The sequence below is a fragment of the Gordonia polyisoprenivorans NBRC 16320 = JCM 10675 genome (assembly GCF_000241325.1).
Classification (GTDB): Bacteria; Actinomycetota; Actinomycetes; order Mycobacteriales; family Mycobacteriaceae; genus Gordonia; species Gordonia polyisoprenivorans.
The window spans coordinates 13,519-38,135 of the sequence record NZ_BAEI01000018.1 but is presented as its reverse complement, the minus strand read 5'-3'; the positions used below and the strand labels follow the sequence as shown (position 1 = coordinate 38,135).

The following is a 24,617-nucleotide window of genomic DNA, read 5'->3' as shown; positions in this document are numbered from 1 at the left end:
GCCCTTCCTTTCCTAGTAGACGTCGCGCAGGTAGCGCTTGTCCTTCTTCAGTTGATCGAGGTAGTCACCGGCCTGATCGGCAGAGCGGGAACCGTGCTCGGCGATGATCTCGGTGAGTGTGGTCTCCACGTCGCGCGCCATCCGGGTGGCGTCGCCGCACACATACAGGTGCGCACCGGATTCCAGCCACGCGAAGAGTTCCGCCCCCTGCTCACGCATCCGGTCCTGTACATAGACCTTGCGATCCTGATCACGGGAGAACGCGAGATCCACACGGGTGAGCACACCGTCGGCGCGGAATTGGTCGATCTCATCGGCGTAGAGATAGTCGGTGGCGTGATGCCGGTCGCCGAAGAACAGCCAGTTCCGTCCCGAACAGCCGCGGGCCTGCCGCTCGTGCAGGAACGCACGGAACGGTGCGATTCCGGTACCCGGCCCGATCATGATCGTCGCGGCGTCGTCGGCCGGCAGCCGGAACGACTTGTTGGGGGTGATGAAGACGTCGACGGTGTCGCCGTCGTGGCGGCGATCGGCGAGGAACGTCGAACACACCCCACCACGTTCGCGTTCGCCGGAGCGGTAGCGGACGGTGGCCATGGTGATGTGCACGGTGCCCTGGTGTGCACGGGGACTCGACGAGATGGAGTACACCCGGTGCGCCAACGGACGCAGTTCGGCGAGCAACTCCTCGGGGGTGATCGTCAGGGACGGGTCGACTTCGAGGAGGTCGAGCACGTCCTTGCCCCACAGCCACGCGTCGAGTGCCTCCTTGTCGCCGGTGGACACCAGGTGCAGCAACTCCGGATCCTGACTGCGCGAGGCGATGTAGTCGACGAGATACTTCGACGGCGTCGCGATCTCGTACTGACGTGTCAGGGCATCACGCAACGTGCGGGTGGACTTGCGATCGGTGATCGGCTCGTCGCCGGTCGCTCCGAGACGGCTGATCACGCGTTCCACCAGAGCAGCGTCGTTGACCGGGGCGATGCTGATACCGTCGCCCGGCTCGTAGGTGATTCCGCTGTCGCCCAACGAGATCACCAGATGACGAACTTCCTTGTCCGATCCCGGGCCGGACAACACCGTGTTGGCGACGATGGTCGCCGGATACGGATTCTTGCGCCCCCACTTCGCCGGCGTACGGGGCCTGGTTGCCGGGACGGGGGCAACGGTTTCGGCCGCAGCGGGGACCGAAGGCTGGGTGGCCGGTGCCGAGGAGTCATATGCCGAGGAGTCGGGGGCGGTGGAATCGGAGGTGTCGGTGTCGACGGTGGCCAGCGCGGTGATCGCGCCCGAGATCCACTCGCGGGCGGGTTCCTCGTAGTCGACGTCGCAGTCGACCCGGTCGATCACCCGGGTGGCGCCGAGTTCGGCCAGTCGGGCGTCGATGTTCTTCCCGGCCTGACAGAACCCGTCGTAGATCGAATCACCCAGCGCCAGAACGCCGTAGAACAACCCGTCCAGGCGGGGTGCGTCGGGTGCGGCGAGTGCTTGCCAGAACAGTTCACCGTTGTCGGGCATGTCGCCCTCGCCGTAGGTGGAGGTGATCACCACCAGTCGTCGCACCGCAGTCAGGTCGCCGAGTTCGAGGGCGTCGAGACCGCAGAACTGGGGGACGAATCCCTGCGCGCCGGCCTGTTCGACGAGTTGCTCGGCGAGGTATTCGGCGGTCCCGGTCTGGGAGCCGAACACGACCTGCAGGGCGATCCCGGTCGGCGCGGCCGCCTGGACCGCGCCGATGGGCTGCGCGGTGGCCGATCCGGCCATCGCGATCTTGGTGTTCAATCCCGCGAGAAATCCCGCCAGCCAAGCCTTCTGATCGCCGGTGAACGGGACGTCGGAGGGAATGTAGGGCAATTGCATCTCAGGAGACCTCCGGTAGGACTGCGGCGGCCGAACGCGCGAGGGACTCGGCGACGTCGGGGATCGCCCGCATGGCGAACAGTTCGTCGAAACTCGGTAGCCGACCGAGTCGTTCTCGATTGCGGCGGTCCTGGTGGAGAATCCAGCCGTAGGTGCCGGGGGCATCCATCGAGCGCACGTTGCGGCGTTCGAGTGCCGCCTTGTAGTCGTCGACGCGTTTGGCGGAGATGAGCGCGGCGATCTGCTCGGAGTCGTACTGCGCCAGAATGTCTCGCACGTAACGGGATACCCGGGCGATGAGATCGTGATCCTCGGTCAGGATCAGATTGCGTGCCGAACGCGCGAGGAACTCCTCACTCGGCGAACCCGTTGCCGCCCTGGCGCCCCGGTGGTTCAGTCGCGCGCCGGCGACCTCGCGGGCGAGTCCGAAAACCGTGAAAGCACCCAGCAAGCGGTACATGTCGGCATCGTCGGTGTGGCCGTACTCGGGCACCACACCCTCGACGACGGGTGTCCCGGAGCGCAGATCGGTCTTGAGGGTTCGGATCTGGCCGAGTGCCATCGCCCCGACGAGTTCATCGCGTAGCGCTCGCGGGCTCAGCGTCGCCATGAGGGTGTCGGCGTCCTGGTGGGCAAGCAACGCCCGGGGTAACGCATAGCTGACGTAATGCCTTTCGGTCTCCCAATTCTCGAGCAGCCGTGTGGCCAACGCCGAGCCGGTGGCCTCGGCGTGCATCTGCAGCAGGGTGAACGCGGCATGGTGATGGATCGGGGCGAGTGGATCGCCGACGCCGGTGATCGCACCGACGAGCACCGAGTCGTTGCTGATCCGTTCGGCAAGTTCGCATCCGGGATCGTATTGATAGAGAAAGCCGCCGCTCATCCCGTTTCCCAGGCCGTTGCCGTAGCCGCCGAGGTTGAACACGGCACCGCCTGTCATGTACTCACAACCGAATTCGCCGAGCCCCTCCACGACGGCGGTGGCACCGGAGTTGCGGACCGCGAAGCGATCTCCGGCCTCACCCTCGACGAACAGGCGCCCGCCGGTGGCCCCGAACAGGGCGAAGTTCCCGATGAGGACGTTGCCACCGAGCGCGGGGGAGCCGCCTCCGGGGGACCGCACCACGACGGTGCCGCCGCACATGGACTTGCCCACTCCGTCGTTACAGGTTCCGTGGTGTTCCAGCCGCATCCCGTCGTTGCAGAATGCGGCATAGGACAATCCGGCCGAACCGGAGGTGGCGACGACCACGGTATCGGCGTCGAGGTGGCATCGGCCGCGATCGTCGCGGATCGCGGCGGCCACCTCGGGGACGGTCCCGTGATTGAGCCGCCGCTCGATGTCGACGGCGAGTTGTGCACCGACACTTCGGTTGCGGTTGGTCAGCACCACCGGTGTGGTGTGGACCCTGTCGCGGGACTCATCGACAAGCGCGCGCCAGACCTGTTCGCCGAGCGCGTCATCGACGCGGTAATCCCGTTCGAGATACACCGGATCGGTGATCTCGGGTGCCTCGATCCGCGCGAGCAGGGCTTGCGGGCGCAGACCGGAGACCAGTGCGGGATGATCGATCAGCCGGAGCAGATCGGTGCGTCCCCGGGCGGCGCGCAGATCCGGCAACCCGAGATCGGCGAGGAGTTCGCGGACCTCGTGGGCGACATTGAGCAGATACTGCGCCATCGCCCGTGGATCGCCGTCGAACACCTCCGGATTGGTGGTGAGTCCGGCCGGGCACTTGATGTTGCAGTTCTTGGCCATCACGCAACCGATCATCATCAGTGCGGCGGTGCCGAATTCGAAGCTGTCGGCACCGAGGAGAGCAGAGACGAGCACGTCGCGTCCGGTCTGGTGGGCGCCGGAGGTCCGCAGCACCACCTTCTGGCGCAGCCCGTGCACCGACAACGCCTGATGGACCTCGGCGAGCCCGATCTCGGCGGCTCGGCCCGCATACCGCAGGCTCGTCACCGACGCCGCGCCTGTTCCGCCGGTGTTGCCCGCCACGTTGATGACGTCGGCGCCGGCCTTGGCGACACCGACCGCGATGGTGCCGATGCCCTCGGAACTGACGAGTTTGACGATCACCCGAACACGCGCGGCCTTGCAGTCGTGGATGAGCTGGGCGAGATCCTCGATGGAGTAGGTGTCGTGGTGCGGCGGTGGGCTGACGAGTTCGACCCCGGGCGTACCGCCACGGGCGGCGGCGATCTCGACGGTCACCTTGGGTGCCGGGAGTTGGCCGCCCTCACCGGGTTTGGCTCCCTGGCCGATCTTGATCTCGAGCTCGGTGAGCATCGGGTCGGCGAGGTATCCGGCCCAGATCCCGAATCGTCCGGAGGCGAATTGCTTGATCCGCGAGGCGCGCAACGTCCCATAGCGCGAGAGATGTTCGCCCCCCTCGCCGCAATTGGACAGGCCACCGACCATGTTGGTGCCGTGGGCGACCGCCTCATGGGCGGGTGCGACGAGTGCGCCGTGACTCATTGCGCCGGAGGCGAAGGTCGCCGTGATCTCATGTGCGGGTTGCACGTCGGTGAGCGCGATCGGTGGGGTGTCGGCCACCGGCTCCAGGATGTCGCGCAACGCGCTCGGGCGGCGGGCCCGCGTGGCCGCCAGATCAGCGACGAAACCGCGATAGGCGTCGGTGACGGTGAACCGATCGATCTCGGCGGGACTCAATGCCGCAAAGCTGCTGTCCTCGTAGACCTCGTCACCCAGACCGAACGCGTCGGCGAGGGTGGCCAGGGTGAGCAGGCGGACCGTGTCACCGAGCCCCTCGGCCTCTGCTTTCGTCGATTCGCCTCGCGCCGAGGAGAAATGGATCTTCTCGTCGACGAGGGCGCCGTATCCGCGGACGGCCGCGGCGCCGAACGAGTGTCCCGCGCCCTCGGCACGTTCCTTGAACAGGCCGAGCAGGGGTAGGTCGGCGTCGGCAGCCGGTACCGGGGCGTTCATCGCCGCGCTGTGTGCGGCTCCGAGGGCCTCGACGATCGGTTGCAGGCCCACGCCGCCGACCGGTGCCCGTAGATTCGGGAACCAGCGGTGCAGATCCTGCTCGGCGGTGTCGAGGAAGGCCGGTTCGAAGAACTCACCGCCGATGTAGCTTTCGACCGTGCAGAGCCCGACCCGGCCCATGGTCTTGCACAGCGATTTCTCGGCGCCCTTGCGCCACCGGGCGAACCCCTCCTCGTCGGGTGCCCGCCGGGCCACCGTGTGTGGATGCACCGCGGCGGCACCGAACCCGAGGATCGCCGCGAGATGATGCGACGATTCGACCTGGCCGGTGTCGACGACGACCGAGATCCGCAGGCACACCCCGGCGGAGATGAGTTGCTGATTGACCGCCGACACCGTGAAGATCATCGGCAGCGCCGCCCGTTCGGGACCGATCCCGCGGTCGCTGAGGACGGCGATACCGCCGGTGGCCGAAGCGAACTCGACGATTCGAGCGCCGAGACGGTCGATCGATTCGACGAGGTGGATGCGATCGGCGTCGGCGTCGACTCCCCGCTCGAATGTCGCGTCGAAGAGCTGCACCGGTGATTCCGACTGTGCCATCAGCAGTCCGAGTTCGCCGGCGGTGAGAATCGGTGTGCCGAGTACGATCTGGCGTCCTTCGGACGGGTCCGGCTCGGCGTTGATGTCCGGGCGCCGGCCGAGTGCGACCCGCAGGCTCATCCCGTCGGCCTCCCGGATGGAGTCCAGTGGCGGATTGGTCACCTGCGCAAAACGCTGCGAAAAGAACCGTGACACATTGGGTTCGACGTTGGTCAGCGGATTGATGGCGTTGCCGAAGCCCATCGCGGAGACCCGCTCGACGCCGTCGGCGAGCATCGGGTCGATGAAGTACCGGAAGCTCTCCTGATCCAGATTGTAGGCGCGGTAGCGCTGATGATCGGTGAGATCGTGCTCGGCGGCCGTGGCCGGGATGCCGTTCGACGAGGACTCGGCCGAGGTGTGCGCTGCGGCGATATCGGCGAGATCGACCTTCGCCGCGCGCAGCAAGGCGGGGTAATCCCGTGCGGTGGAGAGCTTTTCGTAGGCGTCGGCGGTGGTGTAGACGCGATGCTCGCGATGGTCGTAGTAGATCATCCCGCCCGCGGAGACGCGGCCGCGGGCGATCACGGTGTCGGGATCGAAGTCGACCTGCCCGGCTTCGGAAAAGGCGCACAGGTATTCGGTGGTCTCGACGGTGCGCAGCGGCCGCAAGCCGAGACGGTCCAGTCGCGCGCCGATGATCGTACCGTCACCGAAGACGACCGCGGCGGGTCCGTCGTTCTTCTCCTCGTAGAGCGAGAAGTACTCGAACATCGCCCGGACGCGGTCCGACAGCGTCGGATCGTTCTCCCATGCCGGCGGCATCATCGACACGATCGTCGTGACCAGGTCGGTCTGGTCGTTGATCACCCGAGCGGCCACGGTCTGGTCGAGGCGGCTGGAGTCGGACTGGCCGGGTGGACGCACGATGGGCCGTCGGGCTGCCGCGGCAGCGGAGACCTGGGCGATGCGGTTCTTTTTGTCGGTGTTGAGTTCGCCGTTGTGCGCGAGGAACCGGAACGGCTGCGCCATCGTGGGATGCGGGTCGGTGTTGGTGGAGAAGCGCGTGTGGAAGAACAGGGTGTGCACGCGATGATCGGGATCGGCGAGGTCGAGGAAGTAGTCGATGACCTCCGGGGAGGACAGTCGTCCTTTGAGGACCTGTGTGCGTGCCGACAGTGAGAGCGGATAGAGCCCGGCAAGCGCGGGCGCCGTGTAGCCGATCGCCTCGATGTGCAGAAGCGCCTGCTCGACGAGACGGTCGAGGGCCACCGGCTCGGGGCACGGTTGCGGTGCTGCGAAGATCCACTGGCGGATCGGGAGCTGGAAGTCGACGGCGGCCTCGCGGAGAACGTCGTCGTCGACCGGCACGTCGCGCACACACAACACGGTGAATCCGCGGTCGGCCATCGTGCGCTCGATCAACCGGGTGGCCTTGGCGGCCGACTCCTCGGTGGTCGGCAAGAAGAAGTTGCCGACGCAGAACTGGCCAAGGCGCAGGTCGGGGCGGCCGGTGAGTTTGCGGAAGAACCGTTGGGACAGGTCGATGCAGATGCCGCCGCCGTCGCCGACGCCCAACGCGGACATGCCGCCGCGGTGGGGTACCGAACACAGTGCGGCACGCGCCTTGTCGATCACGCTGTGCTTCTGGACGCCGTCTTTACGGGTGATGAAGCCCACCCCACAACTGCTCTTCTCGTCGCTGGGGTCGACCAGCAGCTGCTGGTGACCGTGCCGATCGGCCTGCATTCGTCTCCTCGTGTGCCCGCGTATCCACTCGATGTGCCGGCCTCGGCGGTGACGTCCGAGTGAGCCGGTCGGCGATGTCCGCTGCGACGATGAAGCGAACATCAGAGGCACTATAACTTAGCCAAGCCTTACCAACATGAGCGTGCCCTAAATATGTCGCCGATGGCGGGAATGAACCCGTGGGTGGGTCTGTTGAGGCCGGTGAACCCTTCGGTGGGGCACGTCGTCACCGGTCACCGACGATTTCGGTCCGGTGCGGTACGCGTGGCATACTGATCGGTCGAGTCCGGTTCCGGTTCACACCGACGATCCGCGTCGGTGACCCGGCGACCACGAGAAAGGGACACCAGAGATGAAGCAGGGAATCCATCCCGATTACCACGCGACCACCGTCGTGTGCGGCTGCGGCAACACGTTCGAGACCCGCAGCACCGCTGCCAACGGTCGCATCAACGTGGAAGTCTGCTCGCAGTGCCACCCGTTCTACACGGGCAAGCAGAAGATCCTCGATACCGGCGGTCGCGTCGCGAAGTTCGAGGCTCGCTACGGCAAGCGCAAGAAGGCCGACGCCGCCAAGTAGACCCGTCGACGACGCCCGCCCGGTTCAGCAAGAACCGGCCGGGCGTCGTTTGTCTTTGCACGGCCCGCGGCGGTGATCGCTGAGCCAGCGGCACTGCGCCGCGCCGCGATGCAGGACGAAGAACGAGGAGCGCAGCGACGACGTGATGAGGACGAAGAGCGGTGACTGAAGGCGCGAGTGCACGCACAGGCGGAGCCGGTGCCAATGGTGCTAGCGGAGCGACAAGGCGATGACGACGAAGAGCGGCGCATCAGGGCGCGAACACCGCACCGGCGGAGCCGGTGCCAAAGGCACTGCGCCGCGCCGCGATGCAGGACGAAGAACGAGGAGCGCAGCGACGACGTGATGAGGACGAAGAGCGGTGAGTAAAGGCGCAGGTGCACGCGCGGACGGAGTCCGCGCCAAAGGAACCGCCATCGACGACATCCTCGCCGAGCATGCGGGTTTGGAGACCCAGCTCGCCGATCCGTCGTTGCATGACGATCCGGCGATGGCGCGTCGCGTGGGTAAGAGGTTCGCCGAGTTGGCTCCGATCATGGCAACGCATGCCCGTTTGCAGTCTGCGCGTGACGATCTCGCGGCGGCACGGGAGCTCGCCGCCGACGATGCCGGTTTTGCCGAGGAGATCCCGGCGCTCGAGGAGACGGTGGCAGAACTCGATGCGACGCTGACCGATCTGCTCGCCCCGCGTGACCCGCACGACGCCGACGACGTGGTGCTCGAGATCAAATCCGGTGCGGGCGGCGAGGAGTCGGCGTTGTTCGCCGCGGATCTGGCACGTATGTACCTGAAGTACTGCGAGCGACACGGGTGGAAGGCCGAAATGCTGGGTATCACCGAGTCCGATCTCGGCGGCTACAAGGAAGCCACGATGTCGATTCGCTCGCGTGAGGTGTCGCGGGACGGGGTGTGGTCGCGATTGAAGTTCGAGGGCGGTGTGCACCGCGTGCAGCGGGTGCCGGTCACCGAGTCGCAGGGGCGCATTCACACGTCGGCGGCCGGGGTGCTCATCTACCCGGAACCCGATGAGGTGGAGCAGGTCGCGATCGACGAGTCGGATCTGCGGATCGACGTGTATCGCTCGTCGGGTAAGGGTGGGCAGGGCGTCAACACCACCGACTCGGCGGTGCGCATCACCCACCTTCCGACCGGGATCGTGGTGACCTGCCAGAACGAGCGTTCGCAGCTGCAGAACAAGGCGCGTGCGATGCAGGTGCTCGCCGCCCGATTGCAGTCCGCGGCAGAGGAAGAGGCGCAGGCCGCGGCTGCGGAGGGACGGGCGGCACAGATCCGCACCGTCGATCGGTCCGAACGGATCCGCACCTACAACTTCCCGGAGAACCGGATCACCGATCACCGCATCGGTTACAAGGCGAACAATCTCGATGCCGTGCTGAGTGGTGACATGGACGCGTTGCTCGATGCGCTCGTCGCGGCCGACCGGCAGGCGCGCCTCGAGGCGCAGTGACCCGATCGGTCCGGGACGTGATCGCTTCGGCGACCACGGTTCTCGCATCTGTGGGGGTCGACTCCCCGGCCGCTGACGCGCGATGGCTGCTCGCCCACGTGCTCGGCGTCTCGCAGGGTCGGCTGTTGCTGGTCGACGATATCAGCGACGCCGTGGCGAAGGATTACGACGATCTCGTCGCCGCGCGTGCCCGTCGGGTTCCGCTGCAGCATCTCACCGGATCGGCATCGTTCGGGCCGGTCGAGCTCGCCGTCGGGCCGGGGGTGTTCGTCCCGCGTCCGGAGACCGAGCTGCTCTACGCGTGGGCGCTCGAGGTGGCAGAAGGGGACAGTCCCACGATCGTCGACCTCTGCAGTGGCAGTGGGGCGCTGGCGATCGCGCTGGCCGTGTCGCTGCCGAGGGCGCGGGTGCACGCCGTGGAGCGCTCCCCGATCGCGGCACAGTGGTTGCGCCGCAACGTCGATGACGCCGGGGTCACCGACCGCGTCCACGTTCATCTCGGCGATGCGACCGATTCCGCCGCGGTGTCGGCGTTCGTCGGCGGCCCGGTGGACCTCGTGGTGAGCAATCCTCCTTATGTGCCCACGGGTGTGCCGGTGTCGCAGGAGGTGCAGGCCGACCCGGCCGAAGCGGTGTTCGGTGGTGGCGACGGCATGTCGGTGATCACCCCGATGGTCGGGGTGATCGCCGAGATCTTGCGGTCCGGTGGCCGGGTCGGGATCGAACACGACGACACGACGTCGGCGTCGGTGGTTGCGGTGATGACGGGGTCGGGCGCCTTCGACGAGGTGCAGGAACATCGGGATCTCGCCGGCCGTCCGAGGTTCGTCACGGCCCGTGCGAGGATGGACCGGTGAGCTCACTTTTCGACTGTGCAGATCCCGACCAGCGAGCCACCGGAATCCGGGCGGCGGTCGGTGCCGCCAAGTCCGGCCGGCTGATCGTCATGCCCACCGACACGCTGTACGGAATCGGTTGCGACGCATTTGATTCCGAAGCTGTTGCGGAGCTGTTGGCGGCCAAGGGTCGGGGCCGCGACATGCCGGTTCCGGTGCTCGTCGGCTCCTGGCATACCGTCGACGGACTCGTTCTCGGCGTCAGCTCCGCGACGCGCGCGCTCGTGGAGGCGTTCTGGCCGGGTGGGTTGTCGCTGGTGGTGCAGCAGGCGCCGTCACTCGCCTGGGATCTCGGCGACACCGACGGCACTGTGATGCTGCGGATGCCGCTGCATCCGGTGGCCATCGAGATCCTGCGTGAGGTCGGGCCGATGGCGGTGTCGAGCGCCAATGTCTCGGGCCAGTCGCCGTCGACGACCGCGCAGGAGGCCCGCACGCAACTCGGTGATTCGGTGTCGGTCTATCTCGACGGCGGACCGTCGCCGAAGGCACAGGCCTCGACGATCGTCGATCTGACCGGCCGGGCGCCGCGCATCCTGCGTCAGGGGGCGGTGAGCGCCGACGACATCGCAGCGGTCCTCGACATCGACCCGGCGAGCCTGGTGCAGCAGTGACGGGTCCGATCCGGTGATGGGTGCCGGCGACGATGCGATCGACGCCGAGCTCGCCACGCTGATCGACCGCGAAACCCGGCGTCGCGCGCAGACATTGCAGTTGGTCGCGGGGGAGACGGTCGCGAGCCCGGCGGTTCGGCGCATTCTCGCGACACCGCTGGCCGACACCTATGCCGAGGGATATCCGGGCGCGCGCTACCACGGCGGGTGCGAGGTTGTCGACGAGATCGAGGAGCTGGCGATCGCCCGTGCCGCCTCGTTGTTCGGCGCCGAGTATGTCAACGTGCAGCCGGTGTCGGGAACGGCGGCGGCGTCGGCGGTCTATGCGGCATTCGCCCAGCCGGGCGACCCGGTGTTGTCGCTGCGACTCGATCACGGGGGCCATCAGACGCACGGTTCGCGCGCGAATTTCTCCGGTCGCTGGTTCACCACCATCCGGTACGCCGTCGGTGAGGTCGACGAACTCGTCGACTACGACCAGATTCGTGATCTCGCGCTGCTGCACCGTCCGCGGTTGCTGGTCGCCGGGTCGGCAACCTATTCACGGCTGTTCCATTTTCCGACTCTTCGCCAGATCGCCGATGAGGCCGAATGCATCCTGTGGGTCGACGCCGCACACCTGGGCGGGTTGGTCGCCGGTGGGGTGGCGCCGAGTCCGGTGCCCCATGCCGACGTCGTGACGATGGTCACGCACAAGGTGCTGCGTGGTCCACGCGGTGGGCTGCTGCTGGGCGCCGACCGTCATCGTGCAGCGCTGCAGAAAGCGGTGTTCCCGTTCACCCAGGGCGCTCCGTCGATGCATGTGATCGCGGCCAAGGCCGCAACGTTCGCCGAGGCGGCGACGGCTACCCACGCGCATTACGTCTCGAGGACCGTCGAGAACGCGAGGGCCCTCGCCGCTGCGCTGACCGAGCGCGGGCTACGCATCGTCAGCGGTGGCACCGACACCCATCTCGCGGTCGTTGACGTCTCGGCGACCGGGCTCAGCGGAGTCCAGGCGCAGCAGCGCCTCCACGATGCCGGGATCGTCGTCGACAAGGCGGTGCTTCCGTTCGAGCACCGGCCGGTCGCCGAGGGGTCGGCCATTCGCATCGGCACCCCGATCGCGACCCTCGCCGGCGCGGACGCCGCCGCGATGACGCAGATCGCCGACTGGATGGTCGCCGCATTGTCCGATCCGTCCCAACACGCACGAATCCGCGGCTCGGTTGCCGAGTTGCTCGGCGGGTAGCCTGTTCGCGTGCCGGAACCCCTCTCGACCTTGCGCGCCACCGAGCGAGGTCCTCGATGAGCGTGGTCGAGCCCGGCGTGGCGCACACAGTCGCGGCACTGGCCGCGCCCGGGGTGGGTGAGGGGCTCGGTGTGCCGTTCCGCGAGCTGCTGCTCGTCGGATTGAGTGCGGCCGCGGTCACCTACCTGCTCACCTCTGCGGTACGGGTCCTCGCGATCAAGATCGGGGCGGTGGCCGTGCCACGGGCACGTGACGTGCACGTCATCCCGACCCCACGTCTCGGTGGCCTCGGGATGTTCGCCGGGATGGTCGCGGCGGTCGCCCTGGCCGCGAATCTGCCCGCGCTGAACCGGGGTTTCGCCTACACCAATGACATCGGGGCGGTGATCTCGGCGGGCGCGGTGATCGTCATCGTCGGTGCGATCGACGACCGATGGGGTCTGGACGCGCTGACCAAGTTCGTCGGTCAGCTCACCGCCGCCGGTGTGATGGTGGTGATGGGGGTCAGCTGGATCCAGTTCCCGGTGCCCTTCGGCGATATCGGCACGGTGGTCCTCGACCCGTTCCAGTCCGGGTTGCTGACCGTCGTGATCACCGTCGCCACCATCAATGCGGTCAACTTCGTCGACGGGCTCGACGGTCTCGCCGCAGGTCTGGGGTTCATCGCGGCGTCGGCGATCTGCCTGTTCTCGTTGGGACTGCTGCGTGACCAGGGCGGCGACGTCAGCTACTACCCGCCCGCGCTGATCTCGGTGGTTCTGGCCGGTGCGTGCCTGGGCTTCCTGCCGCACAACTTCTCGCCCGCGCGTATCTTCATGGGCGACTCCGGGGCCATGCTGATCGGGCTGATGCTCGCGGCCGCGTCGACCAGCGCCTCCGGTCGTATCGCGGTCTATGCCTACGGGCCGGCGGACGTGTTCACGCTGCTGTTGCCGCTGATCCTGGTCGCTGCGATCGTGTTCGTCCCGATGCTCGACATGCTGATGGCGATCGTTCGCCGCACCCGCGCCGGAGTCGGGTTCTATACGCCGGACAAGATGCACCTGCATCACCGGTTGCTCGAACTCGGGCATTCACAGCGACGGGTCGCGGTGATCATCTATCTGTGGGTCGCGATCCTGGCGTTCTCGGCGGCGGCGAGCACCCTGTTCCCGATGGCGGTGGTCGCGCCCGCCTTCGCCGGTGGTCTGGTGCTGGCGATGTTGGTGACCATGGCCCCGCGCCTGTCCCGTCGGATCGCGCAGATGCGCACCGCGCACGCGGGACCGATGGTCGGCGGTCGCGGCGGCCGCTGAGACGCACCTGTCCATGGGGCCAGGTAACCCGATGGTAAAGACCATGTACTATGAGCCGTAGTAGTTCGGCGGTGGGCACGGTGCCGTCGGCAACGGATCGGCTGTTCGACGCCGGTTCACCTACCTGCTCCGCGGTCCCGCACCCCCTGGTGGTGGCGGTCACGGCGCTTGGTAGGGTCTCAGCAATGCGGAGCGTACGCTCGGTGGCTCTCGGCTGCCAGTGAGTACGCCCGATCCCGTGTGCCGTCCTGTGTTTACCGCACGGAGGGTTCCGACGAGAGGTGAGGAGAGGCGATGACGACATCTGCCCCTGACTCCGCTCCCGTGTATTACCCGGCCGCTCCCACCGGCCTGGTGCGACCGGGGATCATCGCCGGCGCGTTCACGCTGATCGTGGCGGGCGTATCGATCTATGTGGGGCACTTCCTGTTTGCGATCTTCTTCGCGGTGGGTGTGGTGGCGGTTCTGGTCAACGCGAAGATGGTGACGATGGCCGTCTCGCGTGTGGCTGCCGAAGCCGACCCCCGTAAGAAACTGTTGGCCGTCAATTCCGCGCTGCGGCTCGGTGTGATCACCGTGCTGGCATTGGCCGCAGCCATTCTGGTCCGGCCCGAGGGGCTGGGCGTGATGTTCGGACTCGCCCTTGGCCAGGTTGTCCTGGTCCTCAACACGGTGATTCCGGTGATGAAAGGACTTCGTAAGCAGCTATGACCGCACCGTCTGACGCGCTGTACCTGGCTGAGGCCAAGATCGAGGTCGGCCACCACCAAGAGGTGGAATGGCTGGGCATGACCTGGAATCTCGACACGATCATCGCCGCGGCCATTGCCGCGCTGATCGTGATCGCGCTCGCGTTCTTCGTCAAGGCCAAGATGACCTCGCGCCGGCCGAACACCGTGCAGCTGTATTTCGAGGTCATCACCGTGCAGATGCGCAGTCAGATCGAGAGTGCGATCGGTATGAAGATCGCCCCGTTCGTGCTGCCGCTCGCGGTCACCTTGTTCACCTACATCCTGATCGTCAACTGGTTCTCGGTACTGCCGGTGCAGTACGGCGTCGACAGCGGCGCAACCCATGAGCTCATCAAACCGGCCTCGGGTGACGCCAACTTCACCTACGCGCTCGCGATCTTCGTCTTCGTCTGGTATCACGCCGCCGGCATGCGTCGGCGCGGTCCGCTGCGCCACCTGGGCAAGCTGGTCAAGGGACACGCGGCGGGCCTGGCACCGATCAACATCATCGAAGAGATCGCCAAGCCGCTCTCGCTGTCTCTCCGACTTTTCGGCAACCTCTTCGCCGGTGGCGTCATGGTCGCCCTGATCGCACTGTTCCCCGCGTACATCCTGTGGGCACCGAACGCGATCTGGAAAGCCTTCGACATGTTCATCGGCCTCATCCAGGCCTTCATCTTCGCCCTGTTGACGATCCTCTACTTCAGCCAGGCGATGGAAGACGAGCACCACTAGAACCACCGTCCGACGCCCACCGACGGTGAGCGTCGGACGCTGCAGGACAACCGTACGAACCACACCCCAATAGAAAAGGTCGGCCCGGCCGACCGGACCCACAGACCTGGCAACCAAGAGTGCCAGTTCCACCCGAAAGGAAAGATCTCAATGGATCCGAATCTGGTTAGCATGGGCGCGTTGATCGGCGGCGGCCTCATCATGGGCGGCGGCGCGATCGGTGCGGGCATCGGCGACGGTATCGCCGGTTCGCAGCTCATCGCCGGTATCGCCCGGCAGCCGGAGGCCCAGGGACGCCTGTTCACCCCGTTCTTCATCACCGTGGGTCTGGTCGAGGCGGCCTACTTCATCAACCTGGCGTTCATGGCCCTGTTCGTGTTCGCCAACCCGGCTCAGACCTACGGCGCATCCTGAGTCGAAGCGCCGTCCGTTCAGCTGCTCGTAGTTCGCAATCCCGATAGGGGACATCCAACATGATGAGTCTCGCCGCAGAAGAAGCCGGGGAGAAGACGTCCAACTTCCTCATCCCGAACGCCACTCTGATCGCGTGCCTGCTGATCTTCATTGTCGTCCTGGTCGTCATCCGTACCTTCGTCGTCCCTCCGATCCTCGAGGTGCTCGACGAACGTGACGCACGGGTGGCCAAGACGGTCGAGGACAACAAGGCTGCGGCGGCGAGCTATGCGGACGCCGACCGGGAGTACGCGGCACGTCTGAAGGAAGCTCGTGGCGACGCCACCGGCATCCGTGACGAGGCCCGCGCCCGTGGTAACGAGCATGTGTCGGCGGCCAAGCACAAGGCCACCGAGGAGGCCGATGCCGCACTCGCCAAGATCTCCGCGGATCTGAAGGTCGAGGCGGACAAGGCGGTCACCACCGCCAAGCAGGACGTGAGCCGGCTGTCGGAGGCACTGGCCGGCCGCGTTCTGGGAACCGACGTCGCCTCGGCCGGTGCCGGGGCCCAGCAGAGTGGGACGGTGAAGTAACCCGTGGACATTTTCATCGGGCAGCTCGTCGGCTTCCTCGTGATCGTGGCGATCTTCGTCAAGTGGGTGTTGCCGCCGCTGCGCAAGGCAGTGCTCGCCCAGAAGGACGCGATCAGTCAGCAGATCGTCGAGAGCGAAGAGGCCAAGAGCCGCGCCGAGGACGCGCGGGTCGCCCACGACCGCGCGGTCGAGAAGGCCGAGGCGGAGGCCAAAGAGCTCCACGCGGGTGCACTCGAGGATGCGAAGTCGATCGAAGAGGACCTCAAGGCACTCGCCGACGCGGAGGTCCGGCGCATCAGCGAGCACGGCAAGTCGCAGGCCGAACTGGCCCGTACGAGCCTTGTCCGCCAACTGCGGCTCGAGCTCGGACTCAACGCCGTCGACGGCGCGGGCGAGATCGTCCGACGACATCTCTCGTCGGCCGACAACCAGTCGGCGGCCATCGATCGGGCGATCAACGAACTCGACGGCATGGCCGCCGGGCAGGCCGATTCGTCGGTCCCGGCCAGCTCGGAACTGATCGGCCTGCACTCGCTGCACGCCACCAGCCGGGATGCGGCGCGTGCGGTTGGCGCCGAATTCGAGTCGGCGGCCAAGGATCTCGACGCGCAGGCACTGACCTCGGCGTCCGAGGAGATGGCCTCGGTCATCAAGTTCCTGCTCGACAACCCGGTCCTGCGCAAAAAGCTGACCGAGGACGAGGACAACGACGCGGGCAAGAAGCAGATGGTGCACACCCTGCTCGACGGCAAGGTCGCACCGATCGTCGTGGACACGGTGGCCTCGGCCGCCGCCCAGCGGTGGTCGCAGAGCCTCGACTTCGTGACCGCGCTGCGTCGCCAGAACGCGCTGATCGTGCTGACCGCCGCCGAACGCGACGGGACCATCGAGCAGACCGAGGATGAGCTGTTCCGCGTCGGCCGGTTACTCGACGCCAACCCCGAATTCGCTTCGCTGCTGGCCGATTTCCAGCGTCCGGCGGACGGTCGCGTGGAGTTGCTGCGTTCACTCATCGGCGATCAGGTCGGTCCGCACACCTGGTATCTGCTCTCGCACACCGTTGCGCTGTTGCACGGACAGCCGTCCGAGACCGCAGTGGCGCATCTGGCCGAGCTGGCCGCCGCCCGTCGCGGGGAGATCGTCGCGCACGTGGTGTCCGCGGTCGAGTTGACCGACGAGCAGCGCACCCGCCTGGCACAGGTGCTGGGCAACATCTACCACCGCACGATCTCGGTCCAGACCGAGGTCGACGAGTCGATCATCGGCGGCCTACGCATCGGCGTCGGCGACGAGGTGATCGAGGCCGACATCGCCACCAGACTGGCGAAGGCGACCGAGACGCTGCCGCGTTGATCGCGAGCCGGTCGGTGGGAACCACCCCGGCCGACCGGCGCCGACGCACCACCCACCACGAACCACTGCACGGACTGAGCAAGGAAGACGAGAACCCATGGCGGAGTTGACGATCTCAGCAGACGAGATTAAGGGAGCGATCGAGCAGTACGTCTCGTCGTTCGACGCCGAAGCCTCGCGCGACGAGGTCGGCATCATCACCGATACCGCGGACGGCATCGCCCACGTCAGCGGCCTGCCGAGCGCAATGGCCAACGAGCTGCTGCAGTTCCCCGGCGGCGTGCTCGGCGTGGCCCTGAACCTCGACGAGGACGAGATCGGTGCGGTCATCCTCGGTGACTACGAGACCCTGGAAGAGGGCGCACAGGTCAGCCGGACCGGCGAGGTGCTCTCGGTTCCCGTCGGCGACAAGTTCCTCGGTCGTGTCGTCGACCCGCTCGGCGCGCCGATCGACGGACTCGGCGACATCGAGGCCGAAGAGCAGCGCGTGCTCGAGCTGCAGGCTGCCTCGGTGCTCGAGCGTCAGCCGGTCGAGGAGTCGCTGGCCACCGGCATCAAGGCCATCGACGCGATGACCGCCATCGGCCGCGGACAGCGTCAGCTCATCATCGGTGACCGCAAGACCGGCAAAACCGCCGTCTGCGTCGACGCCATCCTGAACCAGAAGGCCAACTGGGAGTCGGGCGACGAGAACAAGCAGGTTCGCTGCATCTACGTCGCGATCGGCCAGAAGGGCTCGACCATCGCCGGCGTCAAGACGGCTCTCGAAGAGGCTGGCGCGATGGAGTACACCACCATCGTCGCCGCCCCCGCCTCGGATTCGGCGGGCTTCAAGTGGCTGGCCCCCTACACCGGTTCGGCCATCGGTCAGCACTGGATGTACCAGGGCAAGCACGTTCTGATCGTGTTCGACGACCTGACCAAGCAGGCCGAGGCCTACCGTGCGATCTCGCTGTTGCTGCGCCGTCCGCCGGGCCGCGAGGCCTACCCGGGCGACGTCTTCTACCTGCACTCGCGTCTGCTGGAGCGTTGCGCGAAGCTCTCCGACGAGCTCGGCGGGGGCTCGATGACCGGTCTGCCGATCATCGAGACCAAGGCCAACGACGTGTCGGCGTTCATCCCGACCAACGTCATCTCGATCACCGACGGCCAGGTCTTCCTCGAATCCGACCTGTTCAACAAGGGCGTCCGCCCGGCCATCAACGTCGGTACCTCGGTGTCGCGTGTCGGTGGTGCCGCCCAGACCAAGGGTCTGAAGAAGGTGTCGGGGTCGCTGCGTCTGGAGCTCGCCCAGTTCCGTGAGCTCGAGGCCTTCTCGGCGTTCGCCTCCGACCTCGACGACGCGTCGAAGGCGCAGCTCGAGCGTGGTGCCCGCTGGGTCGAGATGCTCAAGCAGGATCAGTACAGCCCGTACTCGGTCGAGGACGAGATCGTCTCGATCTACCTGTGCGGCGAGGGACATTACGACTCGGTGCCCGTCGACGACGTGCGCAACTTCGAGACTCAGTTGCTCTCGCACCTGCATCACAATGCCAAGGGTGTCTACGACTCGATCGCCGGTGGCAAGGTGCTCTCCGACGACGAGGCCGAGGCGTTGGTCGCCGAGACCAACAAGTTCAAGAACAGCTACCTCACCCACGACGGCAAGCGCGTGGTCAACGAGGCCGAGGCGACCCCGATGGACTCCGAGGATGTCGCTCAAGAAGAGATCAAGATCCGCAAGTGATCGACTCGGGGCAGCACCGCCGTGGCCTTCGTCGCATTGATGGCCGCCGGAGCCTGCGAGGCACACTGATGGCCCGGCGAGGCACACTGATGGCAAGGAAGGGGTGAGGGCTCGTGGCAAGCATCCGTGAGCTGCGCTCACGCATCCGGTCGGTTCAGTCGACCAAGAAGATCACCAAGGCCCAGGAACTGATCGCGACCTCGCGCATCACCAAGGCGCAGGCGCGCGTGGCGGCTGCCAAGCCCTACGCGACGGAGATGACCAAGGTGCTCTCCGAACTCGCGAGCAGCGCCGGGACGTTGGATCACCCATTGCTCCAGGAGCGGGAGAATCCCAAGCGGGCGGGCGTGCTGGTGATCACCAGTGACCGCGGCATGTGCGGTGGCTACAACGCCAACGTCCTGCGGGCCACCCGGGAACTCCTCGCGTTGCTGCGTGAGGAGGGCAAGGAGCCGGTCATCTTCGTGATGGGGCAGAAGGGCGTCGGGTACTTCACGTTCCGCGGTGCCGATTACGCCCAGTCGTGGACCGGTTTCTCGCAGGCACCGGAGTACTCCGATGCCTCGGCTGCCAGCAAGTTCCTGGTGGATCTGTTCGTCGCCGGTAGCGGTGTGGAGGTCGAGAATCCCGACGGTGAGGGCACTCTGGAGGGTGTCGACGAACTGCACCTGGTCTACACCCGGTTCGTCTCGATGCTGACGCAGGTCCCCGAGGTTCGACGGATGGCACCGCTGGTCGTCACCGAGGAGGACGAGGCAGACCAGAGCGACGGAGAGGTCGACAAGGCCGACACCGAATCGCGCAACTACACCTTCGAGCCGAGCGCGGAGTCCTTGCTCGAGGCGCTCCTCCCGCGTTACGTGGCCACCCGCGTCTACGCGGCGCTGCTGGACTCGTCGGCGTCGGAGTCGGCAGCCCGGCGGACCGCGATGAAGGCGGCCACCGACAACGCCGAGGAACTGTCGACCTCGCTGTCACGCGAGGCCAACCAGCTCCGCCAGGCCCAGATCACCCAGGAGATCAGCGAGATCGTCGGCGGCTCGAGCGCCCTGGCGAACTAGCCCGAACCCCGCCGGACACAATCTTTCGACAAGAGGAAGTATCCAACCACCATGACCGCAGCAGTAGAAACCCCAGCCTCGCAGTCGTCGGGGTCGGCCGACGGCCGGATCGTCCGCATCATCGGCCCCGTGGTCGACGTCGAATTCCCGCGGGGATCGATCCCAGATCTGTTCAACGCCCTGCACGCCGAGATCAAGCTCGAGTCGGTCGCCAAGACGCTGACCCTCGAGGTCGCGCAGCACCTCGGCGACAACCTCGTTCGCACCATCTCGATGCAGCCGACCGACGGGTTGATCCGCGGTGCCCAGGTCACCGACACCGGCCACTCGATCCAGGTGCCCGTCGGCGACGTGGTCAAGGGTCACGTGTTCAACGCCCTCGGTGACTGCCTCGACAGCCCGGGCCTCGGCCGCGACGGCGAGCAGTGGAGCATCCACCGCAAGCCGCCGGCCTTCGACGAGCTCGAGGGCAAGACCGAGATCCTCGAGACCGGTATCAAGGTCATCGACCTGCTGACCCCGTACGTCAAGGGCGGCAAGATCGGCCTGTTCGGCGGCGCCGGCGTGGGCAAGACCGTCCTCATCCAGGAGATGATCACCCGTATCGCCCGTGAGTTCTCCGGTACCTCGGTGTTCGCCGGCGTCGGCGAGCGCACCCGTGAGGGCACCGACCTCCACCTCGAGATGGAGGAGATGGGCGTCCTGCAGGACACCGCGTTGGTGTTCGGTCAGATGGACGAGCCGCCGGGCACGCGTATGCGCGTGGCACTGTCGGCGCTGACGATGGCGGAGTACTTCCGCGACGTCAAGCACCAGGACGTGCTGCTGTTCATCGACAACATCTTCCGGTTCACCCAGGCCGGTTCCGAGGTGTCCACGCTGCTCGGCCGTATGCCGTCCGCGGTGGGTTACCAGCCCACGCTGGCCGACGAGATGGGTGAGCTGCAGGAGCGAATCACCTCGACGAAGGGTCGCTCGATCACCTCGCTGCAGGCGATCTACGTGCCCGCCGACGACTACACCGACCCGGCGCCGGCCACCACCTTCGCGCACCTCGATGCGACCACCGAGCTCTCACGTCCGATCTCGCAGCTGGGTATCTACCCGGCCGTGGACCCGCTGACCTCGACCTCGCGCATCCTGGAGGCCTCGATCGTCGGCGACGAGCACTTCCGCGTCGCCAACGAGGTCAAGCGCATCCTGCAGAAGTACAAGGAACTGCAGGACATCATCGCCATCCTCGGTATGGACGAGCTCTCCGAAGAGGACAAGGTGACCGTGCAGCGCGCGCGTCGCATCCAGAAGTTCCTCGGCCAGAACTTCCTGGTCGCCGAGAAGTTCACCGGACAGAAGGGTTCGGTCGTCCCGCTCGCCGACACCATCGAGGCCTTCGACCGGGTCTGCAAGGGCGAGTTCGATCATTACCCCGAGCAGGCGTTCAACAGCTGCGGTGGACTCGACGACGTGGAGGCTGCTGCCGAGAAGATCGCCGGAAAGTAGCGGGTCGACATGGCAGACAAAGCGTTCCACGTCGAGGTCGTCTCGGCCGACGCCGAACTCTACTCCGGTGAGGCGACCTTCGTGATCGCCCGCACCACCGTGGGTGAACTCGGTGTGATGGCCAACCACGAGCCACTGCTGGGCCAGCTGGTGCCCGGCGGATACGTGGTGATCGTCGAGGAGAGCGGTGAGCGAAAGGCGGCCGCGATCGAGGGCGGATTCCTGTCGATCACCGGGCAGTCGGTGACGATCCTCGCCGAGTCGGCCGAGTGGGCCGACGACGTCGACGTCGCCGCCGAACGCTCGGCTCTCGAGTCGGCCGAGCCCGGTTCCGACGAGTACAACCACGCGCAGGCTCGTCTGTCCGCGGCCGAGCAACTGGCCTCGTAGACCGCCGAACACGTCAACAGTGATGACACGACCGGCCACCCCAGTGCGGGTGGCCGGTCGTGTGCTGTTCCGGGGTGGCATCCTGGAGGAGACCCACGCACGACCACGGCCACGTCATGACCGGACGGCATCGATGCGCTCCGGGCGGCAACGAGGAGGTGCACCAGGGTGTCCGAACTCGTGATCACGCTGAGCGTCCTGCTCCTCATCGCCCTGTGCGTGTGCGGTCTGCTCGCCTACCGGGTGGGCCAGCTGCGGCGCGGTGGTACACCGGTGCTGCTGCGGACCCTGCCGGCCGATGTCGACGAGGGCTGGCGGCACGGGACTGTCCACTACAGTGACGAAGCACTGCGATATTTCCGGCTGAGTTCTCTGCGCGCGGGTCCGTCACACACCCTGCCCCGGCGTTCGATCGAGATCTCCGGACGCCGACGCGCCGTCGGCAGCGAACGCGACATCCTCGAGGGCTTGATCATCCTGCACGTGCACCAGTCCGTCGGCTCGGGTGCCGGCAAGGACTACGAGATCGCCTTCGACGCCGGTGGGGTCACCGCATTCCAGTCCTGGTTGGAGTCCCGGCGGTCGGCTCGCGCCGAACGCCGCAGCGCCTGAGCGTTCGAGAATCAGATCACGCGGTGATCACTCGGACGCCGTCTTATCCGGCCGGTGACGTTGACCGCCCGGTACCCAGGTGATGTCGCCGTCGCCGTGGGGTGGTCGGTTGGCCACGCGCGAGAGGATGAACAGCAGATCCGAGAGCCGATTCAGGTAGCGCGCCGGGAGCACCGAGGTGGCGTCGGGGTCGGCGTCGACGGCCGCCCACGCCGATCGCTCGGCGCGCCGGGTGACGGTTCTGGCCTGGTGGAGCAGAGCCGAGAGGGGACTGCCGCCGGGCAGGATGAAGGAATCGAGTGACGGCAGGGGCTCGCCGAACGCATCACACCAGTGTTCGAGTGCATCGATGTAGTCCTGCTCGATGCGCAGCGGCGGGTACTTCGGGTCCTCGACCACCGGTGTGGACAGGTCGGCGCCGGCATCGAACAGGTCGTTCTGGACCGTCCGCAATACCGCCGCGATGTCGTCGGGAACCGGTCCGCCGAGCGATAGCGCCGCCCCGATCGCCGCATTGGCCTCATCGCAGTCGGCGTAGGCGACCACTCGCGGATCGGTCTTGGATACGCGCGAGAAGTCACTGAGCCCGGTGCTCCCGTCGTCGCCGGTGCGCGTGTAGATGCGGGTGAGATGTACGGCCATAGGTCCCGAATCTAGCGCCTCGCCAGGGTGGCGGTGGCGGGCGGATAAGCTGTCTGGCGTGACTGATCGCTATCTGGTGACCGGGGGAGCCCGTCTGCAGGGTGAGGTCTCGGTGGGCGGCGCCAAGAACAGCGTCCTGAAGTTGATGGCCGCCGCATTGCTCGCCGAGGGCACGACCACATTGACCAATTCGCCGGAGATCGCCGACGTACCGCTGATGGCCGACGTGCTGCGGGGGTTGGGTGCGACGGTCTCCATCGACGGCGACACCGTCGTGATCGATGCGCCCGCCGAGCCGAAGTACCACGCCGACTTCGACGCGGTGAAACAGTTCCGCGCGTCGGTGTGTGTGCTGGGGCCGTTGATGGCTCGCTGCCGCCGGGCGGTCGTCGCACTCCCCGGTGGGGACGCGATCGGGTCCCGGCCGCTCGACATGCATCAGGCCGGTCTGCGCGCGCTCGGTGCGCACAGCGCGATCGAGCACGGCTGTGTGGTCGCCGAGGCGGACGCCCTGGTCGGTGCACCGGTCGCGCTGGAATTCCCGTCGGTCGGCGCGACCGAGAACATCCTGATGGCCGCGGTGCTCGCGGACGGGCAGACCACGATCGACAACGCCGCCCGCGAGCCGGAGATCGTCGACCTGTGCGTGATGCTCTCGCAGATGGGTGCACGGATCGACGGTGCCGGCACCTCGACGCTGACGGTGACCGGTGTCGATCGACTCCATCCCACCGAGCATCGGGTGATCGGCGACCGGATCGTCGGTGCCACCTGGGGGATCGCCGCGGCGATGACCCGTGGCGACGTGACGGTGCGCGGCGTCGCGCCCGCGCACCTGCAGCTCGTCCTCAACAAACTGGTCGACACCGGCGCCCGGGTGGATACCCTGCCCGACGGTTTCCGGGTACGCCACGACGGCAGGCCCACCGCGGTCAACGTGTCGACCCTGCCGTTTCCCGGGTTCCCGACGGACCTGCAGCCGATGGCGATCGGACTCGCGGCGGTCGCCGACGGCATGTCGGTGATCACCGAGAACGTGTTCGAGGCGCGCTTCCGCTTCGTCGAGGAGATGGTGCGTCTGGGAGCCGACGCCCGCACCGACGGCCATCACGCCGTCGTCCGCGGTATCGAGCGACTCTCGAGTGCCCCGGTGTGGTGTTCGGACATCCGTGCGGGCGCCGGGTTGGTCCTGGCCGGCCTCGTCGCCGACGGGGTCACCGAGGTGCACGACATCGAGCACATCGACCGCGGCTACCCGAACTTCGAGGAGAACCTCACCCGGCTCGGTGGCGGCATCGAGCGGGTCCGGGGATGAGCGCCCACCCGACCGGCGAGGTCGACATCGCCGCGTGGGCGAGTCGCTTCGACCTGTTGTCCGATCCCCACCGCCTCGAGATCCTGCTGGTACTGCACCGGACGCCGGGCATCATCGTCGGCGACCTCGCCACCGAGGTTGGGCGAACCGAGACCGCGGTCTCGCAGGCCCTGCGCGTGCTGCGACATCAGGGATGGGTCACCTCCACCCGCCAGGGCCGCTCGGTCAGCTACCGACTCGAGGACGAGACCGTTCATCAACTCCTGCACTGGATCGGGGCCGGCCACCACCACTAGGTGGATGAGGTCATGACGACCTTTACGCCCAGGTGCACT

Annotated in this window: 21 protein-coding genes; 18 read left to right on the top strand and 3 right to left on the bottom strand. The window is 66.9% G+C overall.

Going from position 1 to position 24,617, the window contains the following annotated elements; genetic code table 11:
* Positions 1-12: 12 nt before the first annotated feature.
* Together GOPIP_RS05255 and GOPIP_RS05250 are read right to left on the bottom strand one after the other, a co-directional pair.
* Entirely contained in the window at positions 13-1,863 is a 1,851-nt protein-coding gene (locus tag GOPIP_RS05255; protein WP_006368535.1) for a sulfite reductase subunit alpha, read from the bottom strand.
* A gap of 1 nt (position 1,864) precedes the next feature.
* Positions 1,865-7,147: a glutamate synthase-related protein gene (locus GOPIP_RS05250; protein ID WP_006368534.1), complete on the bottom strand. Its 5,283-nt coding sequence runs from the start codon at positions 7,145-7,147 to the stop codon at positions 1,865-1,867.
* Between the two features lie 352 nt (positions 7,148-7,499).
* On the opposite strand from GOPIP_RS05250, the gene rpmE reads away from it, so the two are divergent.
* The 16 genes from rpmE (at position 7,500) to GOPIP_RS05170 (ending at position 22,325) form a co-directional block, all read left to right on the top strand.
* A complete protein-coding gene (rpmE, locus tag GOPIP_RS05245; RefSeq protein ID WP_006368533.1) occupies positions 7,500-7,727 on the top strand; it encodes a 50S ribosomal protein L31 in 228 nt (75 codons plus the stop codon).
* A 361-nt stretch (positions 7,728-8,088) separates the two neighbouring features.
* Complete coding sequence (prfA, locus tag GOPIP_RS05240) at positions 8,089-9,195, top strand: peptide chain release factor 1 (RefSeq protein WP_006368532.1); 1,107 nt, start codon at positions 8,089-8,091, stop codon at positions 9,193-9,195.
* Complete coding sequence (gene prmC / locus GOPIP_RS05235; RefSeq protein WP_006368531.1) at positions 9,192-10,052, top strand: peptide chain release factor N(5)-glutamine methyltransferase; 861 nt, start codon at positions 9,192-9,194, stop codon at positions 10,050-10,052. Before prfA ends, prmC begins: the two co-directional genes overlap by 4 nt.
* A complete protein-coding gene (locus GOPIP_RS05230; RefSeq protein ID WP_006368530.1) occupies positions 10,049-10,705 on the top strand; it encodes an L-threonylcarbamoyladenylate synthase in 657 nt (218 codons plus the stop codon). The genes prmC and GOPIP_RS05230 overlap by 4 nt, the downstream gene beginning before the upstream one ends.
* A 16-nt stretch (positions 10,706-10,721) precedes the next feature.
* On the top strand, positions 10,722-11,936 hold the full coding sequence (gene glyA, locus GOPIP_RS05225) for a serine hydroxymethyltransferase (protein WP_035727231.1): 1,215 nt from the start codon (positions 10,722-10,724) through the stop codon (positions 11,934-11,936).
* Between the two features lie 56 nt (positions 11,937-11,992).
* Entirely contained in the window at positions 11,993-13,231 is a 1,239-nt protein-coding gene (locus GOPIP_RS05220; protein WP_006368528.1) for an MraY family glycosyltransferase, read from the top strand.
* A 294-nt stretch (positions 13,232-13,525) separates the two neighbouring features.
* Positions 13,526-13,942 carry a hypothetical protein gene (locus tag GOPIP_RS05215; protein WP_006368527.1) on the top strand — a complete coding sequence of 139 codons (417 nt, stop codon included), beginning with the start codon at positions 13,526-13,528 and terminating at the stop codon, positions 13,940-13,942.
* Positions 13,939-14,697: a F0F1 ATP synthase subunit A gene (gene atpB, locus GOPIP_RS05210; RefSeq protein ID WP_006368526.1), complete on the top strand. Its 759-nt coding sequence runs from the start codon at positions 13,939-13,941 to the stop codon at positions 14,695-14,697. Before GOPIP_RS05215 ends, atpB begins: the two co-directional genes overlap by 4 nt.
* Before the next feature lie 150 nt (positions 14,698-14,847).
* Positions 14,848-15,111, top strand: a complete 264-nt coding sequence (locus GOPIP_RS05205) for a F0F1 ATP synthase subunit C (protein WP_006368525.1) — start codon at positions 14,848-14,850, stop codon at positions 15,109-15,111.
* Between the two features lie 59 nt (positions 15,112-15,170).
* Positions 15,171-15,683 carry a F0F1 ATP synthase subunit B gene (locus tag GOPIP_RS05200; protein ID WP_006368524.1) on the top strand — a complete coding sequence of 171 codons (513 nt, stop codon included), beginning with the start codon at positions 15,171-15,173 and terminating at the stop codon, positions 15,681-15,683.
* A 3-nt stretch (positions 15,684-15,686) separates the two neighbouring features.
* On the top strand, positions 15,687-17,036 hold the full coding sequence (locus GOPIP_RS05195; RefSeq protein ID WP_006368523.1) for a F0F1 ATP synthase subunit B/delta: 1,350 nt from the start codon (positions 15,687-15,689) through the stop codon (positions 17,034-17,036).
* A 97-nt stretch (positions 17,037-17,133) separates the two neighbouring features.
* Positions 17,134-18,762: a F0F1 ATP synthase subunit alpha gene (gene atpA / locus GOPIP_RS05190; RefSeq protein ID WP_006368522.1), complete on the top strand. Its 1,629-nt coding sequence runs from the start codon at positions 17,134-17,136 to the stop codon at positions 18,760-18,762.
* Positions 18,763-18,875: 113 nt separating this feature from the next.
* Complete coding sequence (locus GOPIP_RS05185) at positions 18,876-19,823, top strand: F0F1 ATP synthase subunit gamma (RefSeq protein ID WP_006368521.1); 948 nt, start codon at positions 18,876-18,878, stop codon at positions 19,821-19,823.
* 51 nt (positions 19,824-19,874) lie between these two features.
* Positions 19,875-21,323 carry a F0F1 ATP synthase subunit beta gene (atpD, locus tag GOPIP_RS05180; RefSeq protein WP_006368520.1) on the top strand — a complete coding sequence of 483 codons (1,449 nt, stop codon included), beginning with the start codon at positions 19,875-19,877 and terminating at the stop codon, positions 21,321-21,323.
* A gap of 9 nt (positions 21,324-21,332) precedes the next feature.
* The gene (locus GOPIP_RS05175) at positions 21,333-21,713 is read left to right on the top strand and encodes a F0F1 ATP synthase subunit epsilon (RefSeq protein WP_006368519.1); all 381 of its coding nucleotides are present in this window, start codon (positions 21,333-21,335) and stop codon (positions 21,711-21,713) included.
* 168 nt (positions 21,714-21,881) lie between these two features.
* Positions 21,882-22,325, top strand: a complete 444-nt coding sequence (locus GOPIP_RS05170; protein WP_006368518.1) for a DUF2550 domain-containing protein — start codon at positions 21,882-21,884, stop codon at positions 22,323-22,325.
* 27 nt (positions 22,326-22,352) lie between these two features.
* On the opposite strand, the gene GOPIP_RS05165 is transcribed toward GOPIP_RS05170, so the two are convergent.
* Positions 22,353-22,967 (bottom strand): cob(I)yrinic acid a,c-diamide adenosyltransferase, encoded by a 615-nt coding sequence (locus GOPIP_RS05165; RefSeq protein ID WP_006368517.1) that lies wholly within the window; start codon positions 22,965-22,967, stop codon positions 22,353-22,355.
* 58 nt (positions 22,968-23,025) lie between these two features.
* Between GOPIP_RS05165 and murA the strand changes: the two genes are divergently transcribed.
* Together murA and GOPIP_RS05155 are read left to right on the top strand one after the other, a co-directional pair.
* A complete protein-coding gene (gene murA, locus GOPIP_RS05160) occupies positions 23,026-24,282 on the top strand; it encodes a UDP-N-acetylglucosamine 1-carboxyvinyltransferase (protein WP_006368516.1) in 1,257 nt (418 codons plus the stop codon).
* Entirely contained in the window at positions 24,279-24,578 is a 300-nt protein-coding gene (locus GOPIP_RS05155; RefSeq protein ID WP_006368515.1) for an ArsR/SmtB family transcription factor, read from the top strand. The genes murA and GOPIP_RS05155 overlap by 4 nt, the downstream gene beginning before the upstream one ends.
* Positions 24,579-24,617 lie beyond the last annotated feature (39 nt).